The organism is Lysobacter alkalisoli, assembly GCF_006547045.1.
Taxonomy (GTDB): domain Bacteria; phylum Pseudomonadota; class Gammaproteobacteria; order Xanthomonadales; family Xanthomonadaceae; genus Marilutibacter; species Marilutibacter alkalisoli.
On the sequence record NZ_CP041242.1, the window covers coordinates 2,453,630 to 2,468,405 of the forward strand.

The 14,776-nt window shown below is 67.1% G+C and carries 11 protein-coding genes and 2 pseudogenes; 2 read left to right on the forward strand and 11 right to left on the reverse strand.

Going from position 1 to position 14,776, the window contains the following annotated elements; translation table 11 throughout:
• Positions 1-7: 7 nt before the first annotated feature.
• Positions 8-493: pseudogene (locus FKV23_RS10690) on the reverse strand (CYTH domain-containing protein); the annotation flags it as partial.
• 69 nt (positions 494-562) lie between these two features.
• Positions 563-1,912, reverse strand: coding sequence for a 23S rRNA (uracil(1939)-C(5))-methyltransferase RlmD (gene rlmD, locus FKV23_RS10695; protein WP_141623832.1), 1,350 nt, complete (start codon positions 1,910-1,912; stop codon positions 563-565).
• Between the two features lie 485 nt (positions 1,913-2,397).
• Here rlmD and FKV23_RS10700 point away from each other — a divergent pair, with 485 nt between their 5' ends.
• Positions 2,398-3,159, forward strand: a complete 762-nt coding sequence (locus FKV23_RS10700; RefSeq protein WP_167285163.1) for an Hpt domain-containing response regulator — start codon at positions 2,398-2,400, stop codon at positions 3,157-3,159.
• On the opposite strand, the gene recO is transcribed toward FKV23_RS10700, so the two are convergent.
• From recO to rpoE, 9 genes and pseudogenes are all read right to left on the reverse strand, one after another.
• Positions 3,138-3,893, reverse strand: a complete 756-nt coding sequence (gene recO, locus FKV23_RS10705) for a DNA repair protein RecO (RefSeq protein WP_141623834.1) — start codon at positions 3,891-3,893, stop codon at positions 3,138-3,140. The two genes, FKV23_RS10700 and recO, sit on opposite strands and share 22 nt — an antisense overlap.
• Before the next feature lie 103 nt (positions 3,894-3,996).
• Positions 3,997-4,902, reverse strand: a complete 906-nt coding sequence (gene era / locus FKV23_RS10710; protein ID WP_141623835.1) for a GTPase Era — start codon at positions 4,900-4,902, stop codon at positions 3,997-3,999.
• Between the two features lie 74 nt (positions 4,903-4,976).
• Positions 4,977-5,633, reverse strand: coding sequence for a ribonuclease III (gene rnc / locus FKV23_RS10715; protein ID WP_141623836.1), 657 nt, complete (start codon positions 5,631-5,633; stop codon positions 4,977-4,979).
• A 6-nt stretch (positions 5,634-5,639) separates the two neighbouring features.
• Positions 5,640-6,014, reverse strand: a complete 375-nt coding sequence (locus FKV23_RS10720; protein WP_141623837.1) for a DUF4845 domain-containing protein — start codon at positions 6,012-6,014, stop codon at positions 5,640-5,642.
• 119 nt (positions 6,015-6,133) lie between these two features.
• Positions 6,134-6,931 (reverse strand): signal peptidase I, encoded by a 798-nt coding sequence (gene lepB / locus FKV23_RS10725; RefSeq protein WP_141623838.1) that lies wholly within the window; start codon positions 6,929-6,931, stop codon positions 6,134-6,136.
• A 15-nt stretch (positions 6,932-6,946) separates the two neighbouring features.
• Entirely contained in the window at positions 6,947-8,740 is a 1,794-nt protein-coding gene (lepA, locus tag FKV23_RS10730) for a translation elongation factor 4 (RefSeq protein WP_141623839.1), read from the reverse strand.
• Positions 8,741-9,160: 420 nt separating this feature from the next.
• Positions 9,161-10,685, reverse strand: a pseudogene (locus FKV23_RS10735) (DegQ family serine endoprotease).
• 85 nt (positions 10,686-10,770) lie between these two features.
• On the reverse strand, positions 10,771-11,739 hold the full coding sequence (locus FKV23_RS10740; protein WP_167285165.1) for a sigma-E factor negative regulatory protein: 969 nt from the start codon (positions 11,737-11,739) through the stop codon (positions 10,771-10,773).
• Position 11,740: 1 nt separating this feature from the next.
• Entirely contained in the window at positions 11,741-12,379 is a 639-nt protein-coding gene (rpoE, locus tag FKV23_RS10745; protein WP_141623841.1) for an RNA polymerase sigma factor RpoE, read from the reverse strand.
• Positions 12,380-12,625: 246 nt separating this feature from the next.
• Here rpoE and FKV23_RS10750 point away from each other — a divergent pair, with 246 nt between their 5' ends.
• A complete protein-coding gene (locus FKV23_RS10750; protein WP_141623842.1) occupies positions 12,626-14,677 on the forward strand; it encodes a 3-hydroxyacyl-CoA dehydrogenase NAD-binding domain-containing protein in 2,052 nt (683 codons plus the stop codon).
• Positions 14,678-14,776: the final 99 nt, after the last annotated feature.

The window sequence follows — 14,776 nt, forward strand, 5'->3', positions numbered from 1 at the left end:
CGTCCGCACTCCACTGCGAGAACGGACACGAAGCCAGGGCCAGATTGTAGTAGCGCAGGCTGTCGGTCACTTCGGCACCGAGCCAGTCCGGACGCTCGAACGCTTCGTCGGCGTTCGTCAGTTCGATCTCGGCCACCACCAGCCCGGCATTGTCGCCGAGGAACTCGTCGACTTCCCACAGGTGACCGCCCACATGCACGTGGTGGCGCCGTTTCTCGACCAGTCCGCCGACGCACAGGGCCAGCAGCCCGCGTGCGTCCTCAACCGGGATCGGGTAATCGAACTCCTGCCGGGTATGGCCCAGCTCGCGCGACTTGAGGTTGAGGAAAGCCTGGTCACCGGCGATGCGCACCCGCACCGAGGCCTTCATCGCACCCGAATCCATTGCCGCGAGATCGTTGAGATAGCCCTGCGCCATCGGCACTACCTCGTGTGCGGTGCTCCGCCAGCCGTCGCCTGCGACCAGGAACTTGCGTTCAATTTCCAGTGCCATGGGATCTCGTATTTCGTCAACGGAAGATGTCGTCATCCCGAGTGCAGCGAAGGACGACAGGGTTGCCCGTCACGGCTCGAACAATGCGATCGACTCGACGTGCGCGGTGTGCGGGAACATGTCCATCACCCCGGCCGCCTTGAGCTTCCAGCCCTTTTCGTTGACCAGGTAGCCGGCGTCGCGCGCCAGCGAGGCCGGGTGGCAGCTGACATAGACGATGCGCTTGAACTGTTTCAGCGGCAGTACCGACAGCACGAAGTCGGCACCCGAGCGCGGCGGGTCGAGCAGCAGCTTGTCGAAGCCCTCGCGCATCCACGGCTCGCCGGACAGGTCCTTCGCAAGGTCCGCGGCGAAGAAGCGCGCATTGTCGAGGCCGTTGTGGGCGGCGTTATCGCGCGCGCGCTGGACCAGCCCGGTCTCGCCTTCCACGCCAACCACCTCGCGCACCTGGCGTGCCAGCGGCAGGGTGAAATTGCCGAGCCCGGCGAACAGGTCGAGCACGCGCTCGTCCGGCTGCGGTTCGAGCAGGTCGAAGGCGTGGCGGATCATCTTGTGGTTGAGCCCGGCATTGACCTGGATGAAATCGAGCGGACGGAACTTCAGTTCGACGTCCCAGCCCGGCAAGCGGAACGACAGCGGCACCTCGTCCCGACCATCGCCGTTCAAGGCAAGCGGATGCACACTGTCGATGCCGCCCGGCTGCAGGTAAATCGCGAAGCCGTTCTCTTTCGCGAACGCGGTCAACGCCGCCCTGTCGCCTTCCGACAGCGGCTTGAGATGACGGAAGGTCAGCGCTACGGCTTCGTCGCCGGCGATGAATTCGATCTGCGGGATCTCGCGCCGCGCCTCCAGCCCGTCGACCAGTGCCGACAGCGCGCCGAGCTTCTGCCCGATCTGCGGGATGACCGTGTGGCACTCGCTCAGGTCGGCGACGAAGCGCGGGTCGGTCTCGCGGAAACCGACCAGGGTCTTGTCCTTCTTTTCGACCCGGCGCACCGACAGCCGACCTTTGCGGCGGTAGCCCCAGGCGGCGTCGGTCAACGGCTCCAGCCAGCGCTCCGGCGCGACCTTGCCGATCCGCTCCAGGTTCTCGCGCAGCACGCGCTGCTTGGCGAGGATCTGCCTGTCCTCGGCATAGTGCTGCAGCGCGCAACCACCACAGGTGCCGAAGTGCACGCAACGCGGTTCGACCCGCTCCGGCGCGGCCTGCAGTACCTCGACGGTCCGAGCTTCGTCGAAACTGCGATGACGTCCGGTCCGGATGGCGATGACGCGCTCACCGGGCAGCGCACCGGAGATGAAGATGGCTTTCCCGCTTTCGCCCGGTGTCTTGCCATCGGCGCTGCGGGCAACGCCGCGGCCGTCGTGGGTCAGGTCGGTGATTTCGGCTTCGAAGGGGGTTCGGTCGAGTCGGGCCACGGGTGCTGGCGAGGGCTGGCAGGGACGGAGCCGGCTATTGTCGCAGATGACTCCCCCGGACGTGCTTCCCCGCAGTTTCTGACTCTTCGCCTGGCCGAAGGGAAAGCGCCGGGTCTGTTGGATGACCGTGGCGCCAGGGGCGAAGGCCCTTGGATGCGAATGTCCCCCGGCACCGGCCAGGGCCGGCGCCTCCTCCTTGATTTCGCCGTCAAGGCCGGCAGGTCGCGGCGGGACAGCCAGGGAGCAGCGAGAACCGACGATCGAACGCGAGCGGCGGCGCCCACGCCTTCGCTGAAGGTAAGTTCCCCCTCACTTGGCAGAAGAACCCGACTTTTGGAACAGTTGGCGGGCAAGACTTCATTTGTTGCAGGCCGTCGGACATAGGAAGCTCTCCGGTCATGGCCCGTGCGCTTTCCGCCCATGAACCGCCGGCCCCGGTTAATATCGCTATCCCTGCTGGTTTGGTACATGGATGTCATCCGGACATGCCCACGACTTCCACTCCCCCGAGCATCCTCCTGGTCGAAGACGACCCTACCAGTCGCGCTTTCTTCGAGGCCGCGCTCAAACCGCTGTCAGTGACCATCGAATCGGCCGACTGCGTCGGCACCGCACTGACCCTGGCCGAAGACGGCCGGCACGCGCTGTGGCTGTTCGATGCACGGCTCCCCGACGGCACCGCTGCCGGGCTGCTGGCGCGGCTGCGTGCACTTGGGCTCACGACGCCGGCGATCGCCCATACCGCATCCCTCTCCACCAGCGAGCAGGCACAGCTGCTCGATGCCGGTTTTGAGCAGGTGCTGGTCAAGCCACTGCCGCCCCGGCAGGTGCAGGCCGTCGTGCAACAGCTTTTGCGGACACATGTGCAGGCCGCGCCGGTCAGGGTCGCCGAGCCCGGCCCCGGCGAAGCCATACTCCCGGTGTGGGACGACGCCAGCGCCGACCAGGCCCTGAACGGCAACCACCTGCACGTGGTCAGCCTGCGGCGGATGTTCCTGGGCGACCTGGATCGCGCCCGCGCCAGCATCATTGCCGGGTGGAAGGACAACCGCACCGCCGCTCATGCCGAACTGCACAAGCTGCGTGCGTCCTGCGGCTTCGTCGGCGCCGCGCGGCTGGCCGATGCGGTCGAAGCCCTGCAGCACATGCCGGACCTGCCGCAGAGTCTGGAGCGCTTCGACCGCGCCGCGCTGCAGACACTGGCGACCCGGCCGGACCGGACCAGTCAGGCATCCGATTCCGTCTGAACCCTTGATGGCGCGACCGTCGCCGCCAGTGCGCCGAGCATTTCCCAGGATTTCAGGCCACGCGCTCCCAGGTGGTGGGCCAGCACATCGCGGATCGCGCGGCGCAGCGAAGCCAGGTCGGCCGCGTCCGGCATCCGGTCCTCGCCCAGGGCCAGCAACGCACGACCGGTAGCGGCTCCGGCCCGGTCGGCCCGTCCACGGTCGAGCAGCAGGCGGCGCGGACCGTGCTCGGCATCGAGCCGGTAGCGCGCGGCCGGATCGATCGGATCGCCATCGCCGTCCGTCCGCCAGTCGAATCCGACGCCCAACGCATCGAGCAGGTCGCGCTCGTAGCGCCGCAACGTCCAGCCCAGCGGTTCGCCGACGCGCAGGCGCTCGCGGGCACGAGCGTAGGCCGCGAACAGTTCCGTCTGCGGCTCCTGCCGCGGCGCCAGCCGCAAGGTCAGCTCGTTGAGGTAGAAGGCCGCCAGTGTCGCCTCGCCCGACAACCGTGGCGCCACATCGACCGCCTCGGCCGCGATCAGCCGGGCCAGTTCGCCGCGCCAGACCGCATCGAAACGGATCGACTGCAATGGCTGCAACGCCGCCCGCAACGGATGCCGCTTCGGCCCCTGCACGCCGCGTGCGAGCAGGCCGACGCGCCCATGCTCCGCGCTCAGGACCTCGACCAGCAGGCTGGTCTCACGCCATGGGCGCGTGTGCAGGACGAAGGCGGGCTGGGCGGTCAGGCGCATGAGGCAGTGGAGAGTAGAGAGGAGTGAGAAAAGAGTGACAGAACTACTGGCGTGTGAGCTTCTACTCGTTTCTCACTCCTCTCCACTCTCCCCTCGCTACTCGCTATTCGTATCCGAACGCCCGCAGTGCGGCCTCGTCGTCCGACCATCCCGAGCGTACCCGCACCCAGGTTTCCAGAAACACCTTGGCGCCGAACAGGCGCTCCATGTGCTGGCGTGCCGCGGCGCCGATGTCGCGCAGGCGCTCACCGCCTTTGCCGATCACGATCGCTTTCTGTCCGTCGCGCTCGACCCAGATCACCGCACCGATCCGCAACAGGTTGCCATCGACCACGAACCGCTCGATCTCGACCGTGGTCGCATACGGCAGTTCCTTGCCGAGCTGGCGCATCAACTGCTCGCGCACCATCTCGCCGGCGAGGAAACGCTGGCTCTTGTCGGTGATTTCGTCCTCTCCGTACAACGGCGGCTGTTCCGGCACCAGCGCCAGCACGTCCTTGGCCAAGGCCTCCAGGCCCTTTCGCTTGAGCGCGGAAACCGGATGGATGCTGGCGAAATCGCGGCCTTCGCTGACCTTGGCCAGGTATGGAAGCAGCGCGGTCTTGTCCTTGAGCAGGTCGACCTGATTGACCACCAGCACCACCGGCAGACCGGCGCCGTGCAGGGCCTGATAGGCAAAGTCGTCGGCCTCGTCCCAGCGCCCGGCCTGGACCACCAGCATCGCCGCGTCGACACCCTCCAGCGCTCCGCGCGCAGCCCGGTTCATCGAACGGTGCATGGCCGAGGCGGTGGCCTTGCCCTGATCGCGATGCAGCCCCGGGGTATCGACCAGCACCAACTGGCCGGCCTCGAAGGTGGCGATGCCGAGCAGGCGGTGACGGGTGGTCTGCGGCCGGTTGGAAACGATGCTGACCTTGGCTCCGACCAGGGCATTGATCAGGGTCGACTTGCCGACATTCGGGCGGCCGATGACGGCGACGTGGCCGGCGCGGTGAGTGGAGGTGTTCATGGAGGGATTGTACTTGCCGGCAACCGATGACGGTGTCGCCGTCATCCTTCGCCTCATTCATGGTGACGGCGCTTTCAGCCCGCCAGCTCACCCAGCGCCGCCTCGGCCGCGGCCTGCTCTGCGGCGCGGCGAGAGCTGCCCTCGCCTTCCGTCCGCAATGGTGGATCGGCGAGGGTGCAGCTGACATGAAAATGCTTGGCGTGCTCTTCGCCGCTTTCGGCGAGCAGGGCATACACCGGCAGGGGTTTCTGGCGGCCCTGCAGCCATTCCTGCAGGCGGGTCTTGGCATCCTTGCCGACCTTGTGCGGCGGCGGCATCGCGTCCATCGCGGCCTTGAACCAGGGCAGCACGGCCGTGCGGCAAGCCTCGAAACCTGCATCGAGATAGATCGCCCCGGCCACGGCCTCGACCGCGTCGGCCAGGATCGAGTCGCGCCGGTGTCCGCCGGACTTCATCTCGCCGGGGCCGAGGATCAGGCGTGGGCCGAGCTCGAGGTCGCGCGCGATGATGGCCAGCGAGGACTCGCGCACCAGTTCGGCGCGGGCGCGGGTCAGCGCGCCCTCATCCACCTGTGGCCAGTGCTGGAACAGCGCCTCGGCAACGAACAGGTTGACCAGTGCGTCGCCCAGGAATTCCAGCCGCTCGTAGTTCCGGGCCCCGGCACTGCGATGCGTCAGGGCCTGCTCGAGCAGGCCCGGGTCCGAGAACCGGTAGCCGATCAGGTCAGCCAAGACGAATCAGCCACCGCGGCGGCGCAGTTCCTGCGTGGCATTGAACCGGCCGACAATGTCGAGATTGCCGATCAGCGGCTTGCGCACCTCGTAATCGACGGTGATCAGGTAGCCGGCATCCTTGCGCTCGATCTTGAAATCTTCCTTGCCGACATTGTCGGAATAGCTGATGTACAGCCGGCGGAAGAACAGATCGCGGATCTTGGCCGGGTCCGCGTGCTCGACCGCGGCATCGGTGCTCATTTCCGACAGCGCGCGTTTGACCGCGTAGTACTCGGAATACATCGGGATCAGCTTCATGCCCATGTAGATGAACACGCCCACCACCGCCAGCACGATGATGAAGCTGATCAGGGTCATGCCCCCTTGCGTACGTTTCATGCCTTTGTAGCCCATGCCGTTCTCCCCATTGCCGTTGTGCGATTGACCACCCGGTCCGGTCCGGAAAACCGCCGTGATGGCGGTCTCCCGGGACAAGCTGCATACCCTGCCCGGCCGGACTACGGGATACGGGATCCGATGCGCGAAGCGCCGAGCCCGCCATCCCAGTGCATCCAGATCAGGAACGCCTTGCCCCTCAGGCTTTCCTCCGGCAGGAAGTGCGACCGCCAGTATCGGCTGTCCTCGCTATTATCACGATTGTCGCCCATCACGAAATAGTGACCCGGCGGCACCACCCATTCACCTTCGCCCGGATCGGAGAACGGCAACCCGGGACGGGTACGCTCGAGCACCCGGTGGATGCGTCCGTCCAGGTTCTCGCTCAGTTCCATTGCCCCGGTCATCTCGCGGCCCCTGCCCGTGCCCTCGTACGTCCCGACTTGCTGGTAGGCCATCGGCTGCCCGTTCACGAACACCACATTGTCGCGGTAGGCCACGGTGTCGCCCGGCAGGCCGACCACGCGCTTGATCCAGTCCTCGTCGGGACGGTGCGGCGGGCGGAACACCACCACGTCGCCACGTGCCGGTTCGCCCAGGGCCACGATCTTCTTGTTGTTTATCGGCAGACGCAGACCGTAGGCGAACTTGTTGACCAGGATGAAGTCGCCGGTCAGCAAGGTTGGCATCATCGAGTTGGACGGGATCCGGAACGGCTCGGCAATGAAGCTGCGCAGGATCAGCACCGCCAGCAGGACCGGGAAGAACGCCTTGGAGTAATCGACGTACCAGGGCTCGCCGTCCTCATCGAGCAGGGTTGCGTGGGCGACGCGGCGCTTGGCCAGGTACAGCTTGTCCAGCAACCAGATGAAGCCCGAGACGACCGTCAGCGCCACCAGGGCGGTTTCAAACCAGACCATGCGGTTTCTTTTCCTTTATTTGTTGTCCACTTGCAGCACGGCCAGGAAGGCCTCCTGCGGAATTTCCACGCTTCCGACCTGCTTCATCCGCTTCTTGCCCGCCTTCTGCTTCTCGAGAAGCTTCTTCTTGCGGCTGATGTCGCCACCGTAGCACTTGGCCAGCACGTTCTTGCGCAACGCCTTGACCGTGGTGCGGGCGATGACCTGCGAGCCGATCGCGGCCTGGATCGCGACGTCGAACTGCTGCCGCGGAATCAGTTCCTTCATCCGCTCGCACAGGTCGCGACCGCGGCGGTCGGCGTGACTGCGGTGGCAGATGATGGACAGCGCGTCGACCTTGTCGCCGTTGATCAGGATGTCGACGCGTACGAACGGGCCCGGGTCGAAGCGCAGGAAGTGGTAGTCGAGCGAGGCGTAGCCGCGGCTGACAGACTTCAGGCGGTCGAAGAAGTCCAGCACCACCTCGGCCATCGGCAGTTCGTAGGCGATCTGCACCTGGCTGCCCATGTAGGTGATGCCGATCTGGCTGCCGCGCTTCTCCTCGCACAGGGTGATGATGCCGCCGATGTAGTCCGGCGGGGTCAGGATGTTGGCGCGGATGATCGGCTCGCGGATCTCCTCGACCTGGTTCACCGGCGGCAGCTTGGCCGGGTTGTCCATCGGGATCACGGTGCCGTCGGTCTTGAGCACCTCGTAGACCACGGTCGGCGCGGTGCTGATCAGGTTGAGGTCGTATTCGCGCTCCAGCCGCTCCTGCACGATCTCCATGTGCAGCATGCCGAGGAAGCCGCAGCGGAAGCCGAAGCCCATCGCCTCCGAGCTTTCCGGCTCGAAGCGCATCGCGGCGTCGTTCAGGCGCAGCTTCTCCAGCGCCTCGCGCAGGTCAGGGTAGTCCTCGGCATCGACCGGGAACAGGCCGGCGAACACGCGCGGCTGCATTTCCTGGAAGCCCGGCAACGGCTTGGGCGCGGGATCGGCGGTGAGGGTCAGGGTGTCGCCGACCGGGGCGCCGTGCACGTCCTTGATCGAGGCGTTGACCCAGCCCACCTCGCCCGCGCCAAGCCGGCCCAGTTCCTTGCGCTTGGGGGTGAACACGCCGACGTTGTCGACCTGGTGGCTGCGGCCGGTGGACATGACCGTGAGCTTGTCGCCGGGCTTGATCTCGCCCTGCATGATGCGCACCAGCATCACCACGCCCAGGTAGTTGTCGAACCAGGAGTCGATGATCAGCGCCTGCAACTTGTCGGTGTCACGCGGCTGCGGCGGCGGGATGCGGTGGACGATCGCTTCCAGCACCTCCTCGACGTTGAGGCCGGTCTTGGCGCTGACCGCGACCGCATCGGTGGCGTCGATGCCGATCACCGCCTCGATCTCGGCCTTGGCCTTGTCGATGTCGGCCGTCGGCAGGTCGATCTTGTTGAGCACCGGCACCACTTCCAGTCCCTGCTCGACCGCGGTATAGCAGTTGGCCACCGACTGCGCCTCGACGCCCTGGGCGGCGTCGACCACCAGCAGCGCGCCCTCGCAGGCGGCCAGCGAGCGGCTGACCTCGTAGCTGAAATCGACGTGGCCGGGGGTGTCGATGAAGTTGAGGAAGTAGGTCTGGCCGTTGCGCGCGGTGTACGGCAACGAGACGGACTGCGACTTGATGGTGATGCCGCGCTCGCGCTCGATCGGGTTGTTGTCGAGCACCTGGGCTTCCATCTCGCGCGCGGTCAGGCCGCCGCACAACTGGATGATGCGGTCGGCGAGCGTCGACTTGCCGTGGTCGACGTGGGCGATGATGGAGAAGTTTCTGATCTGCTGCATGCGGGCGGGGGCTGGCGGCTCGAGCGTTTCCGGGATCGGTGCTCGGGCCTGGGGTGTCCGTGGATTAACGGGCGATTATCGCATACGGCATGGTGGGCAGGTTCGCGGGAGGCCGCTGGGCATGGGTAAACCGAGGCCGTTTGAGCAGCACTGCCGCGCGACCTTGGCGAACGCCCGGCGCGCTGCGCCCGGCCGGACCGCGAATCGGGCCCACAACCCGACTCGTCAAAGCCCCCTTGGCAAGGGGGCGGCTCGTGTCGCAGGCGCGAACGGGGGATTGGAAGCATGGCTCGGGGCCCGAAGTTTGTAACGCAAACTCTGGGAGCTTCACTGGCGCATGCGCCAGTAAAGGTGACCGGGCGGAGCACCCCCCGCCCCGCAGGCGGCGGCTCTGTCCGAATCCGCCGTCAGCAAGCGGCCCTACAAGGTCACCGCGCGGAACTGGGTTGTGCCCTGGCGCTGGACCAGCAGCATCACGGTGTCGCCGGCCTTGGCATCCTTCAACACCCTGTCGAGCTCGGCCGGAGTGCCGACGGTCTTGCGGCCGATCGACAGGATCAGATCGCCGGGACGGATGCCGGCTTCGCGGACGGCATCACCCTCGACCGCTGTGACCCGGACACCCTCATCCTTCTTCAATCCCAGTTGCTGGCGTTCGGCAGCACTCAGCGCCTGGGTCGCCAGGCCCAGCGGATTGCCGCCCGCGGCTGGGGTGGAGTCGTCGTCGCGCGGGCCGGGCGGTTGGCGGCAGCCACGGCGTCGCCTTCCAGCGCGTCGAGCACCACCTCGACGTCACGCGTCTTGCCATCGCGGATGATGCCCAGGCGGACCTTGGCACCGGGTGCATGCGCGCCGATCAGGGGCGGCAGGTCGGCCACGGTGGACACCGGCTTGCCGTTGACCGAGCGGATCACGTCCATGCGCTGGATGCCGGCCTTCTCGGCGGCGCTGCCAGGCTGGATATTGGAAACCAGCGCGCCGGCGTTGTCGGACAGTCCAAGCGCCCGCGCCTCGTCGGAGGTGATCTGCTGGATATTGACGCCAAGCAGGCCGCGGCGTACCGAACCGGTGTCCTTCAGTTGTTCGGCGGCGCTCATCGCCAGATCGATCGGGATGGCGAAGCTCACCCCATGAAACCGCCGGAATTGGAGAATATCTGCGAGTTGATGCCGATCACCTCGCCGCTGGTGTTGAGCAGCGGACCGCCCGAGTTGCCGCGATTGATCGCCACATCGCTCTGGATGAAGGGCACGTACTGCTGGCCGGAATACGGATTGCTGCGACCGATCGCACTGACGATGCCGGCGGTGACCGAATGGTCGAAGCCGAACGGCGAACCGATCGCAACCGCCCACTGTCCCGGCCTGGTCAGGCTGGCATCGGCTGCGCGCAGGAACGGCAGACCCCTGGCGTCGATCTTGAGCAGGGCGACGTCGTACTGTTCGTCGCTGCCGATCACCTCGGCCTCGAACTCGCGCCGATCGGACAGGCGCACGGTGACCTTGTCGGCACCGTCGACCACGTGATGATTGGTCAGCAGATAGCCGTCTGCGGAGATCAGGAAGCCGGTGCCCTGCGAAACGCCACGCGGCGCCTGTGGCGTCTGCGGCCCGCCGGGGAGCATGCCCGGCGGCAACATCCGGCGGAAGAACTCAGGGATATCGTCCTGGCCCGGCATCTGCTGGCGCGAGACCCGGCGCGGCGCGATCTCGGCACTGATGCTGGTCACCGCCGGTCCGACCCGGTCCACCAGCGCGCTGAAGTCCGGCAGGCCGGTGACCAACGGCCGGGCCGGGGTAGCCGCTGGCGGCGGTGCAATGCTGGATGGCGTGGCGCCGGAGTTGTTCTCCGTCGCGGGTTGGGCGGGCGGCTGGGCACTGCAGGCGACGGGCAGTGCGGCGATGATCAGGCCACACAGGGCCAGGGCACGAAGCGGTCGGTTCATGGAATCGGCCTCGACTGTTCAACAGGATGTTTTCGGAAGGCCGGGCACAACCCCAGGTCGCGGCCCGGCCGGGATCGGGATCGGCTCAGCGCTCGGGAGGCGTCGCCGCGGACGACTCATCGGTGGGCGGGCGGATTTCCGGTTCGGACGTGCGTGGTTCAAACGGGTAGAACGACGGCGACACCGGCTCCATCTGGCCGTAGCCGACGGAATAGCCGCTGCGCTCGCCGTACCCCGGCAACACCGCTCGCGGCCACGGCCTGGATTCCGCCGCGTCGGCGTCACCGGCCACCGCGGCGGCGGCAAATGGATTGGCTGCGTTCTCCGGTACCGGCAACGAGGCCACCGCCTCCACGATGGGCGCTGCAAGGTCTTCGGCGGTCGTCATCGGCGCGCTGGCCTCACTGCCGCGTGGGGTTCGCCGGGACACCTGGTTGCGCGAGGCCCGCTCGCTGCTGCGGCGGGCGGGATCGGCAGCAGCCACGGCGGTCGCCGCCGCGGCAACGGCGACCTCAACCGGGACCGGGTCACCCGGGGGCGTCGCGGTCTCAGCGGAGTCGGCCAGCAGCGCTTCGACCGATGCCTGACCGGTCTGCTCAGGCATGACCGGCAATGCTTCCGAGCCGGAGACGGTCGTCAGGGACGTCGGCGTGGCATCGGGGTTGTCCGCCGGGCGGGTGACGAGCAGCGCGGCCACCGCTACCGAAGCGGCCAGCGCCGCACCCGGAATCCAGCGCCGGCGCAGGGCTGTCGAACGCATGGCTCCGCCGGCAGACGCCACGGCAGGATGCGCGGCCTCGTCGGCTTCGGCCTTCAGCGCCCGGGCGATACGGTCGGCAAAACCCATCGGCGCGACGCCGCTGGCCTGGCGGCGCAGCACATCCCCCGCCAGCTGCCAGCGGCCACAGGCCTCACGCCATTGCAGGTCGTGTTCGAGCCGGCGATGGGCGAAACGGGCAGCAGCGGCGTCCAGTTCTCCATCGAACAGGGCGCACAACGTCTCGCGATCGTCGCGGGACGGACTGGAGGAGTTGAGAGGCGGATTCGTCTGCATGTCAGTGAGTACGTTCGCGGACGGAAGTGGCGTCCAGCAGCGGACGCAGCCTTTCATCGATGGCTTCGCGGGCACGGAAGATCCGCGAACGCACGGTGCCGATCGGGCAGTCCATCCGGCTGGCGATTTCTTCGTAGCTCAAGCCCTCGACCTCGCGCAAGGTAATCGCGGTGGCCAGCTCCCCGGGAAGGGACTGTACCGTCTCCATCACCGCGCGCTCGACCTCCTGGCGCATGAGCTCGTGTTCCGGGGTATCGGTATCACGGAGCCGGATGCCGCCATCGAACTGTTCGGCATCGGCCGCGTCGACGTCGTCCGTCGGCGGCCTGCGGTTCTGCGCTGCGAGGTGGTTTTTGGCAGTGTTCACGGCGATCCGGTGCAACCAGGTATAGAACTGGGCGTCGCCACGGAAATTCGGCAGCGCGCGATAGGCGCGCATGAAAGTTTCCTGGGCCACGTCCTGGCATTCGCTCCAGTCGGGGATGTAACGCCCGATCAACCCGACGATCCGGTGCTGGTACTTCCGCACCAGGGCATCGAACGCCGCGCTGTCGCCCTGCTGGACGCGCCTGACCAAGTCCTGGTCGAGCGACGCATCCTGCCCCTGGGCAGTGTCTTGAGCGAGTTTGTTTTCGGCCATGCCGTGCCGGCACTCCTGTCAGCTCGGCAGCGTGCTGTGAAACACACCGGCCGAACAATGAGACAACCCTGTCGGGAAAAAGTTCAACCGGGCCCGTTCGGGGCCCTTGCGCTGATTAATGGGGCTGATGGCCGCCACCGCAAGCGCCAGCGGTCATGTTCCAGCGGGTCGGAGGGCGCCATTTGACGCCGACAAAGTATCCTCGGGATGATAGCGGGTCTCCCATACGTGAACGGATGGTGCAGCATGATCGCTGGCCTCGACGGTCTTCGCTTCCAGCACTGGCAGACCTCGCTGCGCGAGGACGGAGTCCTTGTGCTCTCCTTCGACCGGGCGGAGTCCTCGGTCAACACCTTCGCCCAGGACGTGCTGATCGAGCTCGACAGCCTGCTCGAACGCCTGGCCATGGACCCGCCGAAAGGCGTGGTGCTGGCTTCGGCCAAGGCCAGCGGCTTCATTGCCGGCGCCGACATCAAGGAGTTCGCGACCTTCGGCGAGAACGACATGGTCGGCGACGCGATCCGTCGCGGCCAGCAGGTGTTCCAGCGCCTGGCCGAACTGCCCTGCTCCACGGTGGCCGCGATCCACGGCTTCTGCATGGGTGGCGGCACCGAGATCTCGTTGGCCTGCGACTACCGCGTCGCCAGCACGGACGCCTCGACCCGGATCGGCCTGCCCGAGGTCAAGCTCGGCATCTTTCCCGGCTGGGGCGGCAGCGTGCGTCTGCCGCGCCTGGTCGGCGCACCCGCCGCGTTCGACATGATGCTGACCGGGCGCAGCCTGTCGGCCAAGGCAGCGCGTGCAATCGGCCTGGTCGACAAGGTCGTGGAGGCACCGCTGCTGGAGGACGAGGCCGCCAAACTGGCCCTGCGCGGGACCACGCGCCCGTTCAAGCAGCGTTTCCTCGGCTGGGCCACCAACACCTGGCCGGTACGGCAGGCACTGGCGCCGGTGCTGACCAAACAGGTCGCACGCAAGGCTCGCCGCGAGCACTACCCCGCCCCGTACGCGCTGATCGACACCTGGAAGCGCGCCGGCGGCGGCACCCAGAGCCAGCTCGCTGCCGAACGCAAGGGCGTGGTCAAGGTTTCGGCGACGCCCACCGCACGCAACCTGATCCGGGTGTTCTTCCTGCAGGAGCGGCTGAAGTCACAGGGCGGCAAGGACCATGGCATCTCGAAGGTCCACGTGGTCGGCGCCGGCGTGATGGGCGGCGACATCGCCGCGTGGTCGGCCTACAAGGGCTTCGAGGTGACCGTGCAGGATCGCGAGCAGCGCTTCATCGACGGCGCCCTGTCCCGTGGCCGCGCGCTGTTCGAGAAGAAGGTCAAGGATGAATCGAAGCGCGAACAGGCCAACGCACGCCTGCGCGGCGACCTCAACGGCGATGGCGTGCCCGACGCCGATCTGGTGATCGAGGCGATCATCGAGAACCCCGGAGCCAAGCGCGAGCTGTACGCCGACCTGGAGCCGCGGATGAAGGCCGACGCGCTGCTGACCACCAACACCTCGTCGATCCCGCTGACCGAACTGCGCGGACACATCCAGCGCCCGGCGCAGTTCGCCGGGCTGCACTACTTCAACCCGGTGGCACTGATGCCGCTGGTCGAAATCATCCACCACGATGGCATGGCCGAAGCGACCCAGCAGCGGCTGGCCGCGTTCTGCAAGGCCATTGGCAAGTTGCCGGTACCGGTCGCCGGCAGCCCGGGCTTCCTGGTCAACCGGGTGCTGTTCCCGTACATGCTGGAGGCGGCCACGGCCTACGCCGAGGGCATCCCGGGGCCGGCGATCGACAAGGCGGCGGTGAAGTTCGGCATGCCGATGGGGCCGATCGAGCTGATCGACACCGTCGGCCTGGACGTGGCCGCCGGCGTCGGTGCCGAGCTGGCGCCGTTCCTCGGGCTGGAAGTACCGTCATCGCTCGGCAATGTCGAGTCCGGCAAGCGCGGCAAGAAGGACGGCCAGGGCCTCTACAAGTGGGCCGAAGGCAAACCGGTCAAACCGGAACTGCCGAAGGACTACAAGGCACCGGCCGACCTCGAGGACCGCCTGATCCTGCCGCTGCTCAACGAAGCGGTGGCCTGCCTGCACGAGGGCGTGGTCAGCGACGCCGAACTGCTCGACGCCGGGGTGATCTTCGGCACCGGCTTCGCCCCGTTCCGCGGCGGCCCGATCCAGCACATCCGCGAAACCGGCGCCGACAAGCTGCTGGAGAAGCTCAAGGCGCTGCAAGCCCGCCACGGCGACCGGTTCGCGCCGCGGCCGGGATGGGACAACCCCGCATTGCATGGCTGAGCTCAGTCCGGATACGAGCGCGAAGATCGAAATGGATCCCGGCTTTCGCCGGGATGACGACGCGAGCGGCTGATATTCCCCGTCGCCCCGGCGAAAGCC

Coding starts and splice junctions, on each gene's coding strand:
- FKV23_RS10700 (WP_167285163.1), top strand. CDS start 2,398: ATGCCCACGACTTCCACTCCCCCGAGCATCCTCCTGGTCGAAGACGAC.
- recO (WP_141623834.1), bottom strand. CDS start 3,893: ATGCGCCTGACCGCCCAGCCCGCCTTCGTCCTGCACACGCGCCCATGG.
- era (WP_141623835.1), bottom strand. CDS start 4,902: ATGAACACCTCCACTCACCGCGCCGGCCACGTCGCCGTCATCGGCCGC.
- FKV23_RS10720 (WP_141623837.1), bottom strand. CDS start 6,014: ATGAAACGTACGCAAGGGGGCATGACCCTGATCAGCTTCATCATCGTG.
- lepB (WP_141623838.1), bottom strand. CDS start 6,931: ATGGTCTGGTTTGAAACCGCCCTGGTGGCGCTGACGGTCGTCTCGGGC.
- lepA (WP_141623839.1), bottom strand. CDS start 8,740: ATGCAGCAGATCAGAAACTTCTCCATCATCGCCCACGTCGACCACGGC.
- FKV23_RS10740 (WP_167285165.1), bottom strand. CDS start 11,739: ATGCAGACGAATCCGCCTCTCAACTCCTCCAGTCCGTCCCGCGACGAT.
- rpoE (WP_141623841.1), bottom strand. CDS start 12,379: ATGGCCGAAAACAAACTCGCTCAAGACACTGCCCAGGGGCAGGATGCG.
- FKV23_RS10750 (WP_141623842.1), top strand. CDS start 12,626: ATGATCGCTGGCCTCGACGGTCTTCGCTTCCAGCACTGGCAGACCTCG.